Origin of the sequence: Prevotella sp. P5-50, assembly GCF_002251295.1 — a bacterium.
Taxonomy (GTDB): Bacteria; Bacteroidota; Bacteroidia; order Bacteroidales; family Bacteroidaceae; genus Prevotella.
Window position 1 is genome coordinate 20,261 of record NZ_NPJA01000013.1, and the last position, 21,821, is coordinate 42,081.

Genomic DNA, 21,821 nt, shown 5'->3' on the forward strand with positions numbered 1-21,821 from the left:
ATTCAGTCCTATTTTGTTCGTTTCAACAATTTGTCCACTCTTGTCTTTACACCATGCTTACTGAGTAGATAGGTGTATTTGTAATCGTATGGGTTATATGACGTTGGCGAACTGTTAATGAGATAGATGTTACGCGAATTGGCAAACTGTAGAATGCCTTTGATGTTATTGGGATGAAGTCGCCCAATCTCATCCATCATACAATGTACGATGAAATTGCCATTCTTCCTTTCTGCTTTCTTTTTGAACACGTTGATAAGCATGATATTCACCATTGCCTTAACCAAAATATCAGTTCCATCAGACCCCACATTATTGATACGTTCTACCCAGTTCGTATCATTATCGTTTTCTTTCACTCTGAACTGCAGACGGAATGCATCGCCAAGTGATACCGTTGGGCGACTTTGTTCATCCTGCAACTGATGGGAGAGACTCTTCAGGTAATCTACAACCTTGCGGTTCACCTCGTCACGATTGTCGCTTGAGAAAAGGTTGAGTTCACCAATCGACAACGCATTATCCACTGTATAGTCATGAATGGACATGAGCAACTGCATGAGTCTGTCGGATGACTCATTGGCTCTGAGTTCGATACTTTTAATGACACCAGCAAAGTTCTTCTCTACAAAATCCCTGTTGATATCGAGTATCACGCTGTCCACATCTGACCTACGCTTCATTAGCGCACCAATTTCTGTAGAGATACGTCCCAGAATATCTTTATAATGCTCACTGGTGCGACGGCGGAACTCTTCAATTTTGTTGTTGTCCATAAAGTCTTGCAAATCAACAGCAATCTGCAAATAATCATTATCTGTTACAGGCATCGTATTGAAATGGAACGCATTCTGAGGCTTGAAGTTGCGATTGAAGTTGATAACAGTATCCTTCAGTTTTTCTATCGTTTCCCGCTTCTGATTGACTATTCCTCTCAATTGGCTGATGAGTTGTTGACAGTCCTGATGGCCCACTATCAGTTTGTCATCTGAGAGGAATGTGTCTGGCACAAGATGCTCGTTCTCCACCATTTGATGGTATTGGTTTAGTCCCTCACGTCTGTGCGTCAAGTCCTTCAGAATCGACTTCTGACGTTCTTCCAACTCCTGCTGTTTCTTCTCGATACGGGTACGCTTGTCTTCATAGCGTTGACGCATCATTGCAAGCTGTTGCTCAATGTCCTTGATACTCTTCTTGATTACAGGTTCTTTCGCAAACAGATTTTGCTCTGCATCACGATATCTGATGACCGTTGGACGTTCTGCTTCTATCTGTTTCGACAATTCCTTGAGAGCGTCTAAAGCTTTGCGGTATTGTTCCAGCAGCGTCACATCCACGCCATTTCCTGCCAGTTCTGCTTTCTGCTGTTCGTCAAGTTGAGACATTTGAGCATCGAACTCTTGATCTCTAGTGGTCGCTTCTTTGTCCTGCAACACCTTGAATGCACGCAATTCTTCGTCAAGGGCTTTTGAGGTTTTGTTGAAGGCTGTATCAAGATCTTTGAGTTCCTTTTTATTCTTAGCCTCTTTCGCCTCGCGAACTTCTTTTTCTGCCTGTACTTTAAGCAGAGCCTCATTGAAAGCCCGTTCACGCATTTCCTTTTCCTGTGCAATCAGATCTTGCTCTTCCATCTCCAACTTGTGTTGCTGATTTTGCAGATCCTGACGCTTTACGGGAATCTGTTCTTCTTCCACTTTCAACAATGTTGCTTGCTGACGGAGCGGATTGAGCTGAACAGCATATTTCTTTCCAAGTTTCGAAATGTCCTCTTGAAGTGTGACAGGCAGTTGTGTCAGTTCTCGGTTTGTCTGTTGCAGTTGCTCTTCCAAATGTTTCTTCTCTGTACGATAATCATCGGGGGTACGATGTACGGCATCAATGTTGTCTAAGTTCAGCTTGACACCAAATAAGCCATCAGATGCTGCTTTTACAAATTGGGGTTCAAGTCCTCCGGCATATAGGATTCTTTCTTCATCAACCACTTTTCCGATGGTCTCTTCCCAACCTTCAGCATTTTCTGTTAACCATTGATACAACGAACCGTCAAGATTTGAAAGCAATTCTTCAATCTTGGTGATTTGCTCTCTATACTGTGATCGGTTAGTTTCTAAACGTTCTTGCTCGCGCTGAGAGACCTGTTTCAGTTCTGCTTCTTTCATCTCATACTCAGTGGTGATCTGAGCAATCTGACTCTTTACGGCTGTTTGTCGTGCAGCGTTCTCCTTTTCTGTTACCTCCAATTTCCGAAGCTGTTCCTTTATCTGAGTCACTTCATAAGCCTTGGGATGCCACAAGCGCAAATCTTTTACGGCATTGTCAGCCCTGTTTTGTTCTTTCTGTAACAACTCCAGTCGCTCATCCGATTCATGCCGCCAATTGTTGAAGGCATCCATTAGTGAGTTTCTGTTTTTCGTTCGTTCATCCTCTAGCAGCTTTCGTTCCTTTTGCAATGACTCTTGCTTCTGATAATAGGCTTCTTTTTGAGCATTTTCAAATGACTGACGGGCATTCTCCAGCTTCCCTTTGGCGATATTGTATTTTTCCTCTATCGACGCATGGGTTTTCAATAGGTCATCCAATAACATTTGCTTATCAGCAGTCTCTTGTTTGATGCTTTCTTCACGAGCGGCCAATGCAAGTTTCTCTTCGATACCCAGTGCTTCAAATTCTTTTCTTGCCTGAACGATCTCTTTCAGTTTACTCTTTTTGCCTCCCAATTCTTGGTTCAGCGCATCTTTTTCCTTTTCATATTCTGCTGTAAGTTCTTTTTCACGGGTGCGCTCTTTATCGATGTCTGTTTTTAGTTCAGTAGCCTCAGATTCCAAGAGTGGTATCTTCTCTTCGCTTTCAGCCACAGCGTGATTCAACATCCGCCATACATCTAATAATTGCTGGTCGAGAGCCACGATTCTCCTCCCCTGTTCAGCAATCTTCACTGCCTGTTGGCGCACAGGGTAGTTACCGTCACGAGTCTGCCTGAACCAGCAGTCTATTTCGTCATACTCGCGTTCAAAGTCAGTCACCAGTCTTCTATAAGTCTGCAGGTCGATGGGAAGATCCTCATCTGCCATAGATTGTATGATGGTGTTCTTCACGAAGTCGGCATCCAGTTTGGTGTTCAGAAATACGTTCTGAATGCTTCGTGGAATATTCTGATAATGGGCACTCTGCACCAAGGCATAGCGAGTGTATTTGTGGTCGTGAGTATTGCCAAAGATGATATCCTTAAACATCACGCTAGAATCTATTCTTGCAGATACAGACACGTTTTTGTCGATTCGCTCGCGTATTTTAACCCAATCGCTCAACACTTGTTTGTCTTCATCTACGAGCCAATCACGCTGATAAGGAGCATCTATGAATCGCCATGAGGCACGTCCCTGATAACGGCTCACCAAAATAGTGTATGCCCCATTGTCGCGCATTACCTCGTAAAGGATATAAGAGTTTGACTGGCGGAAATAGAACTCGTCAAACGACTTTTGAGCTTGCTGTATGCCAAGGCGATGCTTATCAGCATTATAAAAGAAAAGTAATGCCCTCAGCACAGTACTCTTGCCCACACCTTGGGTTCCCGTGAAATGTACGTTGCCATCTACAGAAATTTCAGCGTAGGGTATATTGGCGCTATTGATAAATATGATCTTATTCAGGTATTTCATCTTCGTTGGCTATTTGAATCATGTTAACCAGTTCTTCAGCATAGTGAAATGCAGATGTAATCTTATAGGTTTCGTCCTGCTCACTGACACACTCGGCAAAGCCCATACTCTGCATTTCCTGCAACAGTTTGTTCACTATCTCTAAATAGGAGCCTACGCCATATTTCTTATAGAGATGACCTGCTTTCTCTTTCAGTTCAATGTCCAGGCTGATCTGCTCTATCAGATTGCTCTTTCGGAACTGATAGCCCGCCGTAAACGACTGGTTATAGGTCTTCAGGAAGTCCAGATAGTCAAGCCATTTCGAAAAACTCTCTAACTTTTGTTCTATGGATTGTTTACCCTCACCAATACGTGAGAAGTAAAAGTAGCCGTTGCCACTCTCCAATTGCAAACCAATCTCTTTGAAGAAGTCTGCATAATCGTCGAAGTTCTCCTCAATATCCTCGTACAGATGACGGATAGAGGCTTCAGTACTGTCCACCGAAAGGAATTCTCCGCGGCTCAGTCGCTCGTATATTCGTTGAGTATTATTTCGCATAGATGATAGGATATTCAATGTCTTGATAGGTGGCGTATTTCCCTGTCATTCGGCATTCTTCAGGATGCAAAATGACCAGTTGGCAAAAGAGAGCTGCGTGATCTTCTATATCACGCTTGGTCTTATAATCATATCTCAGGATGAAATCAAACAGGTTGTAGCTCGAAGCAGAAAAGGCATTCCATACCTCAGCAGGATCGACACCTTTTAACCGCTGCACATGGTCTTGCAAGTCCTCGTCTGTCAGCGGTTCCGCCTCTGTCCTGGCTGTTTTCCGCAGACCATTGCGCTCGGCTATCCGTCTCAGAATGCTTACTATCTGGTCATTCTCTCTAAGCATTTCCAAAGAGAGCCTTATTTTGCTGTATTGGCGGGATTCCATCCATAGCGGATTACTTTCATCCAGCACCTGCACCAGATTGGTATCTGTCTTGATAAGCAACTGGTCTTGCAGATATTTCAGCTTACGTATCTTCTTATAGAGTTGGTTCTGCTGTTCTATCTGGTTGATATAAACAATAATCTGCCTGTCTATTTCCATCAACGCATGGTACGCCTCTACAAAGTCGTGTTTCACGTCGCTGCACGTCTTTGCCATGTGTGGATCATTGGCCATCAGGAAGAAGGCGTACTCATTGTCCATCAGTTTCTCACATTCACGTATCATCGAACGGATACTGTGACTTTTCTCATCAAGGTTCTGAAGTTTCTTTTTCTTGATAATATAGTTAGGCTCTTGCTTATACGCATTATCCATATTGCGTTTCAGGTCCACCACATTCTTCAGAGTCCTGAATCCCGTTTTCTTCAGTAGTTGCCGTACACTATCCTGATATCCTGCCTTACGGTTAGTATTCGTTTCTTGTAAGAAATAGCCAATGTGTTCTTTTAGAGTGTTGATACATTCCTGTACGCTCAGAACACTAATTTCCTCGTTCACGTTCAATACTTCTTCAAAGAAATTGAGATAGTCACTCTCAATCTCTACTGTATTACCCGTTTCCACTAGTACACCATAATCCAGCAGTTTTCTCAGTCGGGCTTCATTACCACCCACCAATTCCAAAGCCAGTCCTTGCGGAAACTTCATCAGTTTCCGCTTCTCAAACATCTCGCTCAGTAATCCTTGTTCTCGCGAGAGTGTTTTAGTAAGCTCTTCTATGGTTCTGAAATGTGATAGTATCTCCATAAAGTATCAAACTTTCAAATGTTCATACAGCTTCAGCCGCAATACCTTACCATTTGGGAACTCGAACTGGAACTTCTTGCGGTTGAAGTGTGGATTGTTCTTGTGGATGATACGGTGGTAATTGGGACTGATGATAATGATGTTCGTGGAGTTGTCATTCAGCAACGACCAGTCCACCGTCTTCTGCAATATGAATCCATTGTCGTAATCCATCAGAGTTATATTTCGTTTTTATATTCTTGTTTACTTCTAATAGTATTCTTGGGTATCTTTCTCCAAAGACTGTGGTGCTATTATTTCCCAGTGTCCACCTTTATCTGGCCCAATGCGACGGATAACACATTGTTCTTTCAATTTGGTCATGATACGCTGTACCTGTCTTTCAGAAAGAGAACACATCGCTGCCAGTTTTTTTGTGGATATGGTTGAATTCTTAGATATGCTTGCAAGAATGTTTTCTACGACATTTTCTATGTTTTCTACGACATTTTCTACGACATCTGAGGTTTTTTCTACGTCATTAAGATCTTTTCCTACGACATTTTCTACGATATCACCGCCATCTTTACCGCCATTGTTATTGGTATAACTCTGTGAGACTCTCACATCAACCTTGAATGCCGTGATAAGATTAACGTTGAACTCTGCGGGTTGGTTGCCATTTTCCTTCAAGTCTGTCTGGACTTGTCCTACACCTCGATTGAACATATTGACATAGCCCAGCGTCTTCATGGCACTGGCTACAAGTGGGTTGCGATAGTCGTTCACACTGGGGAAATTCTCTGGGCGTGCGTTTCCATAAAGCCCTCCAGCATTCAGTATTTCCAGATGGCTGGCAAACTCATAGAAACGCAATGGGGTATTGCTTTGTAGATCGCGATGCATGCAGGCGTTGAGAAGAAGCTCTCGGATAGCCAGATAGGGGTAATTGCTGACCATTTCCTCGCGTAGGATAGAAACAAAAACAGGTTTCTTCTTGATGACAGACAACTCCAAAAGCGATTCTATACGTGGCAGCAGTTCGCAATAATTGCCTTCCAACTGCATTTCGTTCTCTACCTCACTGGTCACGTCTTCACCCTTGAAGCATACATACTGCACATAAAGACCTGGCATGAAACGGCGTGGCTTGTAGCCAAACAGTACGACTGCTGCATATGTGGGGCATTGGTGCTCCGTGTCATACATGCCCACAGCGGCCATCTGTTCCTCGATGGGACGAGTATCAGATTCCACTAACTCATTGCCTAATAACGGTATCAGATACTTTGTATGCAGCAAGTCCGTGTTGACATCATTCAGTTTGGCAGCCAAACAAGGCATGGTATCGAAGGTGGCCATGAATGACATTCTTCGTTCTGCAAGGATGCGCTCTTCTGCTTCTGTAGCTATGTCACGACGAGGACCGATACGAATAAAAGTTCGTCCACGATAGCGCACAGGTGGCAGGTCAGACGGACTGACCTCAGCAACCAGCAAGTCACCTTCCGGGAACTGGAAACGGTCAACACTCATAACAGGTATAGGCAGGATGTTTCCGTTGCTGCGTATGGCTGCAATCTTCTTCAGTAAGTCATCAGTGACCTTCAACCCCGACAACTCTCCGTTGTCGTAAGCGCCCAATATCAGGTAGCCATTCTTGCGCGAATTGGGCAGATCGTTAGCAAAGGCACAGATGGCCTCTTGGAACTTATCCATGTCACCTGTTGACGTGGTTAGCTCCACACGATAGGTTTCCGTGCTATGCAGCAGTTCTTGTATTTCGTCTTTTGTTATCATTTGACTTCGTCTTCTTCCTTCTTGCAAGGCATAGCCAAAACAAGCTTTGACTCTGCTCTTGCTTCGTTCGTCAGTTGACTTATTTCTCTTGATTGGATTCTTCCTGTCTCACCAACTCCTGCACAGGCACTTCAAGCGCATTGGCTATTGCAATGAGGGCTTCAAGGCTTGGCTGGGTGGTATTGGTGACCCACTTGGACACAGTAGCAGGATCCTTACCGAGTTTGTCGGACAGCCACTTATTGTTCAAGTCGCGTTCTGCGAGAACAACTCTTATACGATTTAACTTTGCCATGATAGATTTCTGTTGTTTGACGGCAAAGTTAAAAAAAATAATCGAGACAAATGCTGATATGCTCAAAAAAACTCCATAAATAAGCCAAAATTTGATTAAAAGACCAATCTTTTGATGAGTACATGACAATATTCATGCTTATTATTAAATATAATGTGTATTTGAAATATCTTTTGAAATGACTGACAACCATATGGTTTTCTCCGCGGAAATCGCATTCATATATGGAGGCAATGATAGTTCGGAGGAGGATGTATTTGGTTCGGAGAAAAGTTCAGAGAAAATCATAAAAAGTTCGTTTCTCCAAATGCTTTGAGATTGCCTCAATTTGAAACTAAATTTTGGTCACTCTTGCTATCTCTGCATTAAAATTATGTCAAGATTGGCAGTTTTTTAATGTAAAACTTGTGTAGTAGAATAAAAAACGTTATCTTCGCATCATAAAAAGTTGCCAATACTGGCAAAAATATAATGCAAATGATGGAGATAAAAAGAGACAGGTATCTAAAGCAGTTGATAGAAAGCCGTCAGAATGGCTTTATCAAAGTTGTAACAGGTATTCGTAGATGTGGCAAATCATATCTGCTGAACGTCTTGTTCTATCACTACCTATTAGATAATGGAGTGGCTGATGACCACATCATCCGCATTGACCTTGAAGACCGCATGAACAAGGAACTGAGAAATCCAGACACTATGCTTCACTATGTTCATGACAGAATCAAGGACAAAGAACTGTATTACATCATTATTGATGAAGTGCAATTGATGGATGAGTTTGTTGATGTGTTGAATAGCTTCCGGCATATTGATAATGCTGACACATACGTGACAGGCAGTAACTCTCACTTCCTATCATCAGACATTCCTACGGAATTTCGTGGTCGAGGAGAGACTATTCATGTTAATCCATTGTCTTTTGCGGAGTTTTATTCTGCCGTTGGCGGTGACAAGCAGGATGCATGGCGCGAATATTATACCTATGGAGGTTTGCCACTTATACAGTCTTTTGAAACCGAAGAAAAGAAAATCAACTACTTGAAGGGTTTGTTTGAAACAGTTTATTTGGCAGATATTATCGAAAGGCATAAAATCAAAAACGATAATGAACTGCGTGAGTTGGTGCTAATTTTGGCTTCGTCTATAGGTGCTCCATGCAATCCTACTAAATTGTCGAACACCTTCAAAAGCGTTAAGAATGTAAGCATTGGCAGTCAGACGATTGCGAATTACCTCACCTATCTGTCTGAGTCGTTCCTGTTAAATAAAGCAATACGCTACGACATAAAAGGTAAGAAATACATCAACACGCTATCCAAATACTATTTCTCTGATATAGGTCTGAGAAATGCCATCTTAGATATGCGCCAACAAGAGGAAACGCACATCATGGAGAACATCATTTACAACGAACTGATCACACGCGGCTATAGCGTAGACGTTGGAATGGTGGAGATTAAGAAGCAGGACAAGAATGGCAAGTGGGTTCGTATCCAACTTGAAGTGGACTTTATTGCCAGCCTCGGCAGCAAGAAATATTATGTGCAGTCTGCCTTGTCCATCCCTGACAGGGAGAAAGAGATACAGGAATCTCGCCCACTTACAAACATTAATGATTCTTTCAAAAAGGTTATCATTGTGAAGGACCACATCATGCCACGTCGCAATGAAGAAGGCATACTAACAATAGGTCTTTTCGACTTCCTTCTAAAAGAGGATAGTTTGGATTTATAGAACAAATAGTCCCTTACTTGGGATTTCTATTTTTGTTTGGCTTTACAGCCCCTTTTACATTCTCTTATCGTTTACGCGTATTTGTAATCGCATGATACACAATAGCGTTTAGATTTGAAGAAGTGAAGTAAGTATAGATAACTACCGAAAGGTATAGATAAATAAATCCGCATAGCTCAGGTGAGTTATGCGGATTTTCTTTTTAGTTATTCCTTTCCAATAATAGAACGATACATGAGTAATTATGTTTTTTCTAGTATCAAGCCAGACTTTGCGATGCAGAATGAGTGATATTTAAGGAGCTGAGCTATAAGGCCCAGTTCCCCTACAGATAATACCGGGCATCATCTTCAGAGAAGCAACAAATGATAACCTCTCCATCATAGCCGTTTCGGATATGTTCGCAGATAACACGTTTTGCAATTTGTGCTGCTTCAGCTTTCGGAAAGCCAAATACTCCGGTACTGATACATGAAAAAGCAATACTCTTCAAATGATGTTCCTCTGCAAGTTGCATCGCGGTATCATAACAAGATTCCAGCATTTTGCGTTCATTGTCAGAGCCACCATACCATATAGGTCCAACGGTATGAATGACTTTCTTACAAGGCAGTTGATATGCTTCTGTCATTTTACTTTGACCCACATTACAGCCACCTAAGGTTCTACACTCTTTCAGAAGTCCAATACCAGCGGCTTTATGAATAGCGCCGTCCACGCCACCTCCACCCAGCAGAGTCTTGTTGGCAGCATTAACGATGGCATCTACTTCTAACTTAGTTATGTCACCTACAACAATTTTTATTTTCTCTCCGGTTTCAGATGTAATCGTTTTCATATCTTATATTTACTTGATTTTATGCCACAAAATTACGAAAAAAAAATCGAATGTTGTTCAAAAACATACCTATAACAGATACTTTTCTTCATTATGCATTTTACAATTCCTCTTCAGAATAAGAAAACATCAGAGAAATCACCAAGAGATGTGGCATGTCTGCCGACTCTTCCGTTTGCCAATACGTTGACTCTTGCAGGTCAAAAGCTTTGTCTCCAGTGTGATTTCCATTTTCGTTCTCGCTATTAACATATTTCACCTGCCATTGGTCGCGTGCAATGCGTTGCCCGTTGACATCTCTCAGATATATCTCAGCAACAGAGAGCGGAGTACCGTCTTGTGTATCGAAACACTGTAGAGCGATATATCTGCCAGTTGCCGGTTTGCCAAACTTCACACTCTGCCATCCGTTTCCTGACGCCATAGCGCCGGTAGTAACGGGAATGACAGAATTGAGATCGGGCCTGTTGCCTATATTATTGTGTTTGTTAGTCTTGACAAGGGTATCGTCCAACGTTTGGCAAGGGTATTGTCCAACGTTTGGCAAGAGTATTGTCTAACGTTTGGCAAAGTTTTTTTCAACGTTTGACAAAAGTATTATCCAACGTTTGATAAAAGTATTATCTAACGTTTGATAAAGGTATTATCTAACGTTTGATAAAGGTATTATCCAACGTTTGATAAAAATATTATCAAGGTTTGAAAAAGCGTTGATAAACATCAGCAACCCCAATTAGACATCGACACCATGGCCCACTTAGTATATCTTGTTTACGATAGATGAAAAAATTCGCGTGGTCGATGGTGGTCGATGGCGATCGAATACTTTAGGCTTCGACCACCACTTAAATTTCAAACCTACTGCATGTTATACTATAGGTATGGTCGAGTGGTCGAAATTTTCTTGAAAACTGAATTTTCTGTATGCGAACATTGCGCCACGCCTTGCATTATGGAATCAATACTAAGAGAAGCGAATAGGGTTGGATTCCACATTGGGAAACCAGCCCTATCTTTCACATCATACAAATGTAATATGACGAAACATATTACTTTTTCTTCTTGCCAAACACGCCTTTGACTTTTCCAAATGCACCTTTAGCCGCATCTTTCACTTTATCGGCAGTTCCTTTGGCACCTTGTTCCTTCACATCTTTCACGCTGGTAGGAGCATTCATTTTGCCTTTGCCGACAGGCATAGATGTGTCGGTAGTGGGATTGCCAGCCAATCCATTGAAATATTTTTTCAGTCGATCGTCTTCATAATCACTTCCCAAAGTGTTTCTTACCTTACCCGAAAACTTCTGCACACCATAGGATCCCTTGCCCGAAACGATCAGTTCCACGGTTTTGTCACCATCCACAATAAGTGTGGCATTATAGGTTGCGGGGCTTCCATCATTTTCTTTTTCCTTGCGTTTCAGGGTAAATGTTTCCTTATTGCCAGCCTTTTTATAGTTCACAATATCGAAACAGGGATCCTCGTCACCGGCATCCATCAAGTAGAGTTTTTATTACGTTCGATAACGTGGCGACCGCCGTCAAAAAACAGCAGTTGCACCTGTGCTGACGCTGACATCGCCATGGCGAGGAGGGCAAAAGTCATTAAACCTTTAATTTTCATAGTTTTCTGTGTTTTTTAATTATTATTGTTTTTCTGCAATCTATCTGTTTACATTCATCATGATGCAAAATTAGGGGAAAAAACAGGAATAACAATACTATCGGTAATAAAAATTTTATTTCATTACTTTTTTATTTTTGTTTCCAAAGTTTTTTCATTACCTTTATCACTTCAAACAACCTATGGACTATGAATACGAAATACGACATCACCCGATGTTATCTTGAACACAGTTTATACACAAGGCGCGCAACAAAGGCTTCATACCAGTGGTTACCACAACGGTACTCTCCTTTCACAACGCTCTGACATGCTGGATGCCCTACCCCACAAACTGCAAATTTCACTCCATTCGCGCGAAGGAAACAACACAGACAATCCTCAACAGTACATCAACGAAGTAATAACATTTGCCCAAGAGGCTGCCCGCCGAGGATGTATTGTTGTTTTACGTCTATGGAACGAAGGGGACCATAATCAGATGAACGATTCCATTCTGAGAATGATAGCCGGTTATCAGCCTCAACCGTGGACTTCGAGAAACGACGGATGGAAACTTGCAGACAATCTGCTTATCGAAAATGACAACATGTTCGACTGGTCTGACCTCCAGCAGAAGAGCTATGGAGATGAAGAAGTGTTGGATTTCATCCTTCGTTTTCTCGCCATGGCAGAATTAAAGCGAGCTTTATTCTGCTCATTTGGCTTAACGAAAACGTTCTCCACTTGTATGTGCTTTCGATATGTTTATCCTTTGAGCTTTATGGTAAGTTTCTCAAGCATATCCTTTGTCATGGTGTCGAGGTCGTAGGTCGGACACCAGTCCCATTCATTTCGAGCGCAAGAGTCATCCATGCGATCGGGCCAGCTCTCTGCGATGCTCTGTTTCAACGGATCTACATCGTAAACCATTTCAAACTCAGGTTTGTACTTCTTGATTGCAGCAAAGACGGTCTCTGGTCCAAAGCTGAGCGAAGCGATGTTGAACGCGTTGCGGTGAACAAGGCGTGTGGGGTCTGCCTCCATAATGTTGATGGCAGCCTTCAATGCATCTGGCATGTAGATCATGTCCATGAGTGTGCCCTCCTTAATCGGACAGACAAACTTCTCGCCACGAACGGCTGAGTAGTAGATGTCAACAGCGTAGTCTGTAGTGCCGCCGCCTGGAGGTGTCATGTATGAGATAACACCAGGATAGCGCACAGCGCGAGTATCTACACCATACTTGTTGAAGTAGTAATCGCTGAGAAGCTCTGTTGTTACCTTTGATACGCCGTAGATGGTGCGCGGACGCTGGATGGTGTCCTGCGGTGTGAGCATCTTTGGCGTGCTCAAACCAAACGAACCGATTGAACTCGGAGTGAATACAGCGCAACCGCACTCGCGAGCTACTTCGAGGATGTTCCATAGGCCGTCAATACCGATTTTCCATGCCAGGCGTGGCTTCGACTCTGCAACAACAGACAGTAATGCTGCGAGGTTGTAGATGGTGTCGATGTTGTACTTTTTCACTACATCGGCAATCATCTGAGGATTTGTTACATCGCATTCTGCCATTGGTCCTGCCTCTGCAAGTTCCCCTTTAGGCTCAGCGCCTTTTATGTAACCAGCTACAACATTTGCGTTTCCGTAAATGCTTCTTAACTTCCTTGTAAGCTCTGAGCCAATCTGGCCTGTTGAGCCTATAACCAAGATCATGTTCATAGTATTATGTATTTTAGCGTTTATAGGTACAAAGGAAAGCATTTTTTTCCAAATAGCAATACAAAACCGCTCATTTTTTTGTTCTATTGAAAAAAAACACAAAAACCTTTTTTAGTTTGAAAAAAAATGAGTTATTTTGCATTTCAACAACTAAAACTTTTAAATAATCCTATTATGTACGGAAAAGTAAAAGAACATCTCGCAAGCGCTTTGGAGAATCTGAAGCAAGCAGGCCTCTATAAAGAGGAGCGTATCATTGAAAGCCCACAGCAGGCAGCTATTCAGGTAAAGGGCAAGGAAGTGCTCAACTTCTGTGCAAACAACTATCTTGGTTTGGCTAATAACCCACGCCTCATTGAGGGTGCAAAGAAAATGATGGATCGCCGTGGTTTCGGTATGTCGTCGGTAAGATTCATTTGTGGTACACAGGATATCCATAAGGAACTTGAGGCAGCCATCTCAGAGTATTTCCAAACAGAAGATACTATCTTATATGCAGCATGCTTCGATGCCAATGGTGGCTTGTTTGGCTCGTTCCTCTCTGAGGAGGATGCTATCATCTCTGATGCACTCAACCACGCTTCTATCATCGACGGTGTGCGTTTGTGTAAGGCAAAGCGCTACCGCTATGCTAATGCAAACATGGAGGAATTGGAGAAGTGCTTGCAGGATGCCCAGGCTCAGCGCTTCCGTATCATTTGCACCGATGGTGTGTTCTCTATGGACGGCAATGTGGCACCTATTGATAAAATCTGTGACTTGGCAGAGAAATATGATGCTCTTGTCATGGTTGACGAGTCTCACTCTGCAGGTGTTGTGGGTGCAACGGGTCATGGTGTGAGTGAGCTTTGCAAGACATACGGTCGTGTAGATATCTATACCGGCACTTTGGGCAAAGCCTTCGGTGGTGCTCTCGGTGGATTCACTACTGGTCGTAAGGAGATTATCGACATGCTGCGCCAGAGCAGTCGTCCGTATCTCTTCTCCAATTCGTTGGCTCCATCAATCATCGGTGCAAGCCTTGAGGTGTTCAAGATGCTGAAGGAGGATAACACCATTCACGATCGCCTCGTAGAGAATGTAAACTACTTCCGCGACAAGATGCTCGCTGCCGGCTTTGACATCAAACCTACTCAGAGCGCTATCTGTGCTGTAATGCTCTACGATGCTCCGCTATCTCAGCGCTATGCAAACCGCCTGCTTGAGGAAGGCATCTATGTTACGGGATTCTATTACCCCGTAGTTCCGAAAGGTGAGGCTCGCATCCGCGTTCAGCTCTCTGCCGGTCATACACGTGAGCAACTTGACAAGGCTATCGCTGCATTTATCAAGGTGGGCAAGGAACTTGGTGTGCTGAAATAGTATTACATCATTAACTGAGCCCACTTTGAAAAAGGGCTCAGTTAATGATGTAATCTGAAACAAACTGCAAATTTGAAACATAAAATCTCCCGATATATTACTAAGAGGGTGCATCAAAAGTGATGTATCCCTCTTTTGTTTTTCTGAAAAGTACCTTATAATACTTTTCTCGCCATGGCAGAGTTTAAGTGTACTTAACTTCGTTGACTTTCCTCACGTTCGGAAAACTTCAAGCGAGCTTGATTTTTCGCTCACTTAAACGGAAAGTTAACTCTGCTCATCTGGCTTAACGAAAACGATCAAAAAAAACATCCTAATATGAACATGGTTCAATAATTTATTGTATTTTTGCACCTAACATCCAAAAAAGCATCACACAATGGACAAACGAATTACAGAGCAACCATCACACTATGACCATCTCGAACAAATGACCATAGCACAAATCACAGCTGATATAAACTGCGAGAACATGAAAGTTCCCGTTGCCATAGGCAATGCACTACCGGCAATCAACAAACTCATCGCTACGATAGAACAAAAACTTAAGTGTGGCGGAAGGCTATTCTATGTGGGATGTGGAACTGGCGGACGACTTGCAACACTCGACACCATAGAAGTGCAAAACACATACGGCACTGACGGCACACAAATACAAGCTATATTCCCTGGCGGAACGGAGTGTCTGACACAAACACGTGAGTCGCGTGAAGATGACACAAAAAACAGTTGGCAACAACTGATCGACAAAAACATTTCCACTGCCGACATCGTTGTAGGCATCTCAGCCAGCGGAACCACTCCGTTCGTACTTGCAGCATTGCAACACTGTCGTGCTAACGGCATCACAACAGGATGCATCGTCAACAACCCCAACTCACCCATAGCCAGCCAAGCCGACTATAAAGTGGAGGTTATAACAGGACCCGAGTTCGTCTCGGGAAGTACCCGAATGAAAGCCGGCAGCTCACAGAAACTGATATTCGACATGATAAGCACCACAGTACAGATACGTCTCGGACGTGTTGAAGGCAACAAAATGGTGAATGCAAAACTCATCAACGCAAAGCTCATCGACCGTGCTGTGAGAATTTTCATGGAGCGCAATCCCAAATACAAAGACTATGATGAAGTTAAAAAACTCATATTAAAAGCCGGTAGCGTGAAAAAAGCCGAAGCACTTCTATAAGACATAAAACGTTTTTTAACCATTCAACAGAGGCTATTGCCATCAAGACATTCGTCACATCACCGGCAATTCCCATACTTATCATTACTCATAGACAATGGCTGTTTTGCAGATGCTGACAACAATACAGAACACTTTTCCATCATCTGCTATGAAGAAACACAGCAGCAAAAATGCAACAATAAATTTTGCAATGTCACAATAATACGCTAACTTTGCATGATACAATAATATCATATCGTTAGCGAATACATCGCTATTTCCTATCAACCCCTATAGAACAGGGTCATTATGAATGTAATAAAAACAAATATCGAAGGCGTACTGATTCTTGAACCAAAAGTGTTCAACGATGCACGCGGCTATTTCTTCGAATCCTTCTCACAGCGCGAATTCGACGAGAAGGTCGCACCAATACTGGGCCACACTATACGCTTCGTACAAGACAACGAGTCGATGTCAAGCTATGGAGTCATGCGCGGACTGCATTTCCAACGACCACCATTTACACAAAGTAAACTCGTGCGGTGTGTCAAGGGAGCTGTACTCGACGTTGCAGTAGATATACGTAAAGGATCACCTACATTTGGTCAACACGTTGCCGTAGAACTGACAGGAGACAACCGCCGACAGTTTTTCATCTCCAAAGGATTTGCACATGGTTTCGCCGTACTATCGGAAACGGCAGTTTTCCAGTATAAGTGTGACGAATTCTACCACCCAGAGGCTGACGGCGGCATCTCTATCATGGACCAATCGTTGGGCATCAACTGGAAAATACCCACCGACCAAGCCCTACTGTCGGAAAAAGACACCAAACACCAGATGTTGGCCAACTTCGATAGTCCGTTCAATATAAATACAAATCTATATATTGAATCAGAGACACGCTGACGCTATTACCACTATAGAAATACAACCCAAAACTCATAAACAGGATGCACTTGTAACGTTGTATCCACCTATTACAACAAAAAACATGAAGAAAAAAGTATTTGTAAGCGGCTGTTACGACCTACTACATTCCGGACATGTGGAGTTCTTTCAGCAAGCAGCACAATATGGCGACCTATACGTGGGCATCGGATCCGATGCCACCTATTTGGAATATAAACACCGCAAACCTATGTTTCCGCAAGAAGAACGCCTCTTCATGGTGAAAAACATCAAGGCGGTAAAAGAAGCCTATATCAACCAAGGAAGCGGAGTGATTGACTTTCTACCCACACTCGACTTGGTGAAGCCCGACGTCTTTGTGGTCAATGCAGAAGGTGGTTCTGACGAGAAACGTAAACTCTGCAAAGAAAGAGGTATAGAATATGTGGAATTGCAACGCACACCACACGAAGGACTCCAAGCACGTTCGTCATCATCACTAAAGGCTGAACTTGCCAAAGGGCAACAAGAAACAGATACGACACAGGCTGGAAGCACAAACGGTGAATCTATCCCCACCCGACTGGACTTGGCAGGCACATGGATAGACCAACCATACGTGAGCATGCACCATCCCGGATGGGCAATCACCATCTCACTCGAACCAACATTTGAAGTAAGAGACCGTTGCGGACTATCAACGTCAACACGAAAAATGATACAGAAGATATGGCCTGTGAAGCTCCCTAATATGGATCCGGAAATGTTGGCGCGACTGGTATTCTGTTTTGAAAACAATCCTGAACGCCACGATGGAATCATATCAGGCGCACAAGACTCAATCGGCATCTGTATTCCAGGACTCTGCCGACACTATTACGACCACAATTTCTGGCCGGAAAAGATAGAGACAACACAGGACGAAATGACACTCCGATTCCTTGAAGACCATCTCGTAATGATACCGATGGCTCCCAGACGACCAGGATGTAGTGTGGTAGAGGATAAAGACATCACCCCCGACAAGGTGAAAGCTCTGGCTGATGCTGCTGATGCCTGCTGGACTGCCATCCTCGCACACAATATTGACGATTTTGCCGCAGCTTACAAAGCATCGTTTGAAGCACAAATTGCCATGTTCCCTGGCATGGTCACCCCCTCCATCAACGGCGAGAAGCTCCACGAAGCAAGCGTACAACCCACAATAGACCAATACAGCGCCATGGACGATGTACTGGCTTGGAAAATGCCTGGTGCAGGTGGAGGAGGATATCTCGCCTTGGTAGTAAAGGACAGTAAGAAATTTACAAATGCTCACCATGAAGCCATCAATCTTCAAATACGAAGGGCATAATTACCTTATCCCCTTCTTGCTCATCAGCTCCCTGTTTTTTATGTGGGGCTTTGCACATGGTATATTGGAAGTGTTAAACCCTCACTTCCAGGAATCATTCCATATCAGCAAAGCCATGTCGGCACTGACACAGGCTGCTGTCTATGGAGCTTATTTCCTCATGGCACTACCCGCAGGATGGATTATTCAGAAATGGGGATACCGCAAAGGGGTAACGACTGGACTCATGTTATTCGGCATCGGTGCACTGATGTTCATACCTGGATTACTGGTTAATAGCTTCTACTATTATGTGTTGTCACTATTCGTCATTGGGTGTGGACTGACATGTCTTGAAACAAGTGCAAACCCATATACTACCGTTCTCGGACATCCCGACAAGGCAGAGAGTCGCATCAACCTATCACAATCGCTCAACGGCATAGGATGGATTGTGGGACCGTTGGTGGGCGGTCAGCTGTTGTTCACTGGAGTAAGCATCGCCGTTCCCTATGCTATCGTTGGCATACTTGTACTTGTCGTGGCATTTATATTCTCTCGTGTCAAACTACCTGACCCTCGCAAAACCCATGAAGCGGAAACGCAAGAAACGAGAAAAGACATACCGATCAACGTTGTCGCCTTTACTTTCGGCATGCTCACTTTGTTTCTCTATGTAGCCGCTCAAACTGGCGTAAACAGTTTTTTCATCAATTACGCCGTAGAGTGTATCCACATCGAAAAACAAGAAGCCAGTATGTATCTTGCTTTTGGCGGCATGGGATTGTTTTTTGCAGGACGCCTGATAGGAGGAGTGTTGATGAACTATATCAAACCCAAATATATATTAATGGTATGTGCCATGCTCACCATATTCTCCACTCTTGTCATTGTCACTTGTAACGGTTTGGTATCGCTTGCCGCCTTCTTCACTTTATATTTTGGTGAGAGCATCATGTTCCCTACCATTTTTTCCTTGGCATTAAGAGATGCAGGAACCCATACCAAGATAGCCTCATCGCTGCTCATTATGACCATTGTGGGTGGTGCCGTTGCCCCAATACTGATGGGATATATTGCCGACACAACAGGCAGCATGGCTACATCATTCACCATTCCCCTACTCTGTTATGTCGTAATTGCAGGATATGCCGCAACAAGAAGGAAATAGCGAACAACCATTCCACGTCAAGCATAAGAATTACTGTGTAGGCGGTATTTTCCCTTTCTGACCGTAACATCTCCCATCTATTTCCCATATTGCCCGTAAGTTCATTGGGACTTACTTAGGAGTTTCAGCGGACTTACTTAGGACTTACTTAGGAAATAGCACGCACAGGGAAGGAAGATTTCCTTTGGGCTTTTAACAATACAAAACGATATACGTATGTAAAGAAACAATATCAGAATTAGATATTTTACATCGTTACAGTTTTACAGTTTTACAGTTTTCAAAAACGTTTTTTGAGGCTCATTAGATAGTTTTTTGTGGTTTTTAACTGGTAAAAACGCTACGAACCCATCGTTTTTGCTTTTCAAAAACTGTAATACTGTAATACTGTAACGGCATGATGTTTTATACAAGTAAACATATTTCCACATCAGCACTCTATTAAAAGGTTTTCTAACAAGCACACAAAAAGGGAACCTGATTGATTCCCTTTAAGATAGAAAAGCGGAGAGAGGGGGATTCGAACCCCCGAACCGGTTTTGCCGGTTACACGCTTTCCAGGCGTGCCTCTTCAGCCACTCGAGCACCTCTCCTTTGCGTTAGCGGATGCAAAATTACTACTTTTATTTTGCATTGGCAAGAAAAAGACAGAATATTTATATCCCGCAAACATCAACTTCGCCATGCGAAACAACCATATTATTTACCAACAAATAGACTGTTATTCTACTGACAGGCGGCAAGACGAGGGAAGATGCGCAAGACTGTCGATTCAGTGACTTCACATATCTTCTCTTCACTAACACCATACGCTTCTGCCAATCTTCTAATAATATGCTGAATGAATGCCGGTTCATTACGCTGACCGCGAAGAGGAACAGGAGCCATATAGGGAGAGTCGGTTTCAAGAACGATACGGTCAAGTGGAACACAAGCAGGAAGAACCTCTGGCAGATGGCTTTTCTTGAATGTTGATACTCCGCCGATTCCCAATACAAAACCAGGAAAATCCAACAACTGACGAGCCTCTTGCTCATTTCCTGTGAAGCAATGGAATATGCCACCAGGAAGTTTGTCGGCATATCGACGGAGAATAGCCACCATTTCGTTTTGTGCCTTACGACAATGTATCACCAAAGGCAACTGCATCTCTACAGACCATCTAACCTGCTCTTCGAACACTTCAAGTTGTTCTGTTTCAAATTCACGACTCCAATAATAGTCGAGCCCCACCTCTCCAATTGCAATATAGGATGGATTGGTTAGAAGTGATTCGTGCATTTCGCTTAACACATCATGCCAATCAGCCTTCACCTCTTCCGGATGCAGTCCCATCATAGGAAAGGCATAATCAGGATAGCGCAGACAAAGAGCCGGCACACTCTCAAGCGAAGATCTGTCGATAGCGGGAATAAGAACTCGATGACACCCAGCGTCCTTTGCGCGCTGTACAACAGCCTCAAGGTCGTTTAGAAATTCCTCGCCATCAAGGTGTGTATGAGTATCGGTATAGTGCATCATTTGTTACGATGAAGCAATTGATCCATATACTGACGGAGCATCTGTTTTCGTTCGCCATCAACTCCAACCTTATCAAGACTCTCTGCTGCCTGTTGGAAATAATCATTGATTTTCTCCTCACAGAGTTGACGTATGCCAATCTCATCGTAGAGTCTGGTCACGGCAGCAACCTTTTCTTGTCGATCGAATGTAGTGGCCTCAACCCATCGAGTCAGTTCGGCACGTTGTTTGTCGGTTGCTCGGTTGAAAGCATTGATGAGCATATAGGTTTTCTTATTAGAGGTAATGTCGCCACCAATAGCCTTACCAAATACTTTTGAGTCACCATATACATCAAGCAGGTCATCTTGCAATTGGAAAGCGAGTCCCATACGTTCACCAAAGCGATAGAGATTTTCGACATCTTCTTTAGGTGCATCAGCCAATATAGCGCCAATCTTAGTAGCACAAGCCAACAACACCGAAGTTTTCAAGCGAATCATTTCGATATATTCCTCTTCGCGCACGTCATTTCGGGTTTCAAATGCCATGTCGTATTCCTGTCCTTCACCTATTTCCAATGCAGTCTCTGTAAAGCAGTCGAGCACCTGCGCCAGTTTTTCAGCAGGCACCTGTGCCATGCGCTGATAGGCCAAGACCAACATTGAGTCGCCCGACAGAATTGCTGTATTGGCATTCCAACGTTTGTGAACGGTCTCATGACCACGTCTGAGGTCAGCATTGTCCATAAGATCATCGTGCAACAACGTGTAGTTGTGATACGTTTCCAATCCACATGCAGGCATAAGGATGTCCTCTGGTTTATCCTTGTAGAGGTTGTATGCCATCAGCATCAGCACAGGTCGAATACGTTTGCCACCGAGCGACAACACATATCGGATTGGGTCATAGAGCGACTGTGGTTTACGGTCATACGGAAGTTTTTCCAAGAAATCGTTGACCGCTTGAAGGATTTCGTTTGATGATAGTATCATTGTTATTCGTTTTTATTGTTTCAAGAGTT

General features: G+C 43.3%; 20 protein-coding genes and 1 tRNA gene. 7 read left to right on the forward strand and 14 right to left on the reverse strand.

Annotated elements, in window-relative coordinates; genetic code table 11:
• Positions 1–8 precede the first annotated feature (8 nt).
• From CIK88_RS01845 to CIK88_RS01870, 6 genes are all read right to left on the reverse strand, one after another.
• Entirely contained in the window at positions 9–3,662 is a 3,654-nt protein-coding gene (locus CIK88_RS01845; RefSeq protein WP_094434147.1) for an ATP-binding protein, read from the reverse strand.
• A complete protein-coding gene (locus CIK88_RS01850; RefSeq protein WP_094434149.1) occupies positions 3,646–4,203 on the reverse strand; it encodes a hypothetical protein in 558 nt (185 codons plus the stop codon). The genes CIK88_RS01845 and CIK88_RS01850 overlap by 17 nt, the downstream gene beginning before the upstream one ends.
• Positions 4,193–5,392: a hypothetical protein gene (locus CIK88_RS01855; protein WP_094434151.1), complete on the reverse strand. Its 1,200-nt coding sequence runs from the start codon at positions 5,390–5,392 to the stop codon at positions 4,193–4,195. The genes CIK88_RS01850 and CIK88_RS01855 overlap by 11 nt, the downstream gene beginning before the upstream one ends.
• A gap of 6 nt (positions 5,393–5,398) precedes the next feature.
• Entirely contained in the window at positions 5,399–5,605 is a 207-nt protein-coding gene (locus CIK88_RS01860) for a hypothetical protein (RefSeq protein ID WP_094434153.1), read from the reverse strand.
• 36 nt (positions 5,606–5,641) lie between these two features.
• Complete coding sequence (locus tag CIK88_RS01865) at positions 5,642–7,171, reverse strand: RNA-binding domain-containing protein (protein WP_094434155.1); 1,530 nt, start codon at positions 7,169–7,171, stop codon at positions 5,642–5,644.
• A 79-nt stretch (positions 7,172–7,250) separates the two neighbouring features.
• Positions 7,251–7,466 (reverse strand): helix-turn-helix domain-containing protein, encoded by a 216-nt coding sequence (locus CIK88_RS01870; RefSeq protein ID WP_094434157.1) that lies wholly within the window; start codon positions 7,464–7,466, stop codon positions 7,251–7,253.
• Positions 7,467–7,943: 477 nt separating this feature from the next.
• Between CIK88_RS01870 and CIK88_RS01875 the strand changes: the two genes are divergently transcribed.
• On the forward strand, positions 7,944–9,200 hold the full coding sequence (locus tag CIK88_RS01875) for an ATP-binding protein (RefSeq protein ID WP_094434310.1): 1,257 nt from the start codon (positions 7,944–7,946) through the stop codon (positions 9,198–9,200).
• Positions 9,201–9,525: 325 nt separating this feature from the next.
• Here CIK88_RS01875 and CIK88_RS01880 read toward each other — a convergent pair whose 3' ends face one another.
• The 4 genes from CIK88_RS01880 to CIK88_RS12685 all read right to left on the reverse strand — a co-directional run bounded on the left by CIK88_RS01880 (position 9,526) and on the right by CIK88_RS12685 (position 11,662).
• Positions 9,526–10,038 carry a macro domain-containing protein gene (locus CIK88_RS01880; RefSeq protein WP_094434159.1) on the reverse strand — a complete coding sequence of 171 codons (513 nt, stop codon included), beginning with the start codon at positions 10,036–10,038 and terminating at the stop codon, positions 9,526–9,528.
• Positions 10,039–10,138: 100 nt separating this feature from the next.
• The gene (locus CIK88_RS01885) at positions 10,139–10,552 is read right to left on the reverse strand and encodes a hypothetical protein (protein ID WP_144269565.1); all 414 of its coding nucleotides are present in this window, start codon (positions 10,550–10,552) and stop codon (positions 10,139–10,141) included.
• A gap of 535 nt (positions 10,553–11,087) precedes the next feature.
• Entirely contained in the window at positions 11,088–11,537 is a 450-nt protein-coding gene (locus CIK88_RS01890; RefSeq protein ID WP_094434163.1) for a hypothetical protein, read from the reverse strand.
• The gene (locus CIK88_RS12685) at positions 11,537–11,662 is read right to left on the reverse strand and encodes a hypothetical protein (protein WP_256387684.1); all 126 of its coding nucleotides are present in this window, start codon (positions 11,660–11,662) and stop codon (positions 11,537–11,539) included. The genes CIK88_RS01890 and CIK88_RS12685 overlap by 1 nt, the downstream gene beginning before the upstream one ends.
• A gap of 223 nt (positions 11,663–11,885) precedes the next feature.
• On the opposite strand from CIK88_RS12685, the gene CIK88_RS01895 reads away from it, so the two are divergent.
• Positions 11,886–12,473: a hypothetical protein gene (locus CIK88_RS01895; protein ID WP_144269566.1), complete on the forward strand. Its 588-nt coding sequence runs from the start codon at positions 11,886–11,888 to the stop codon at positions 12,471–12,473.
• Here the strand turns inward: CIK88_RS01895 and CIK88_RS01900 are convergent.
• The gene (locus CIK88_RS01900; RefSeq protein ID WP_094434167.1) at positions 12,410–13,366 is read right to left on the reverse strand and encodes an NAD-dependent epimerase/dehydratase family protein; all 957 of its coding nucleotides are present in this window, start codon (positions 13,364–13,366) and stop codon (positions 12,410–12,412) included. The genes CIK88_RS01895 and CIK88_RS01900 overlap by 64 nt on opposite strands.
• 174 nt (positions 13,367–13,540) lie before the next feature.
• Between CIK88_RS01900 and kbl the strand changes: the two genes are divergently transcribed.
• From kbl to CIK88_RS01930, 5 genes are all read left to right on the forward strand, one after another.
• Positions 13,541–14,728, forward strand: a complete 1,188-nt coding sequence (gene kbl, locus CIK88_RS01905) for a glycine C-acetyltransferase (RefSeq protein ID WP_094390869.1) — start codon at positions 13,541–13,543, stop codon at positions 14,726–14,728.
• Positions 14,729–15,107: 379 nt separating this feature from the next.
• On the forward strand, positions 15,108–15,917 hold the full coding sequence (locus CIK88_RS01910) for an N-acetylmuramic acid 6-phosphate etherase (protein ID WP_094390870.1): 810 nt from the start codon (positions 15,108–15,110) through the stop codon (positions 15,915–15,917).
• Between the two features lie 291 nt (positions 15,918–16,208).
• Positions 16,209–16,811, forward strand: a complete 603-nt coding sequence (gene rfbC / locus CIK88_RS01920; RefSeq protein WP_094434171.1) for a dTDP-4-dehydrorhamnose 3,5-epimerase — start codon at positions 16,209–16,211, stop codon at positions 16,809–16,811.
• 85 nt (positions 16,812–16,896) lie between these two features.
• Entirely contained in the window at positions 16,897–18,147 is a 1,251-nt protein-coding gene (locus tag CIK88_RS01925) for an adenylyltransferase/cytidyltransferase family protein (protein WP_094434173.1), read from the forward strand.
• Positions 18,113–19,297, forward strand: a complete 1,185-nt coding sequence (locus CIK88_RS01930) for a sugar MFS transporter (RefSeq protein ID WP_094434312.1) — start codon at positions 18,113–18,115, stop codon at positions 19,295–19,297. Before CIK88_RS01925 ends, CIK88_RS01930 begins: the two co-directional genes overlap by 35 nt.
• 505 nt (positions 19,298–19,802) lie before the next feature.
• Here CIK88_RS01930 and CIK88_RS01935 read toward each other — a convergent pair.
• The 3 genes from CIK88_RS01935 to CIK88_RS01945 all read right to left on the reverse strand — a co-directional run bounded on the left by CIK88_RS01935 (position 19,803) and on the right by CIK88_RS01945 (position 21,792).
• Positions 19,803–19,890, reverse strand: a tRNA-Ser gene (locus CIK88_RS01935).
• 133 nt (positions 19,891–20,023) lie between these two features.
• The gene (locus tag CIK88_RS01940) at positions 20,024–20,815 is read right to left on the reverse strand and encodes a TatD family hydrolase (protein ID WP_094434314.1); all 792 of its coding nucleotides are present in this window, start codon (positions 20,813–20,815) and stop codon (positions 20,024–20,026) included.
• Positions 20,815–21,792, reverse strand: coding sequence for a polyprenyl synthetase family protein (locus tag CIK88_RS01945; protein WP_371327163.1), 978 nt, complete (start codon positions 21,790–21,792; stop codon positions 20,815–20,817). Before CIK88_RS01945 ends, CIK88_RS01940 begins: the two co-directional genes overlap by 1 nt.
• Positions 21,793–21,821: the final 29 nt, after the last annotated feature.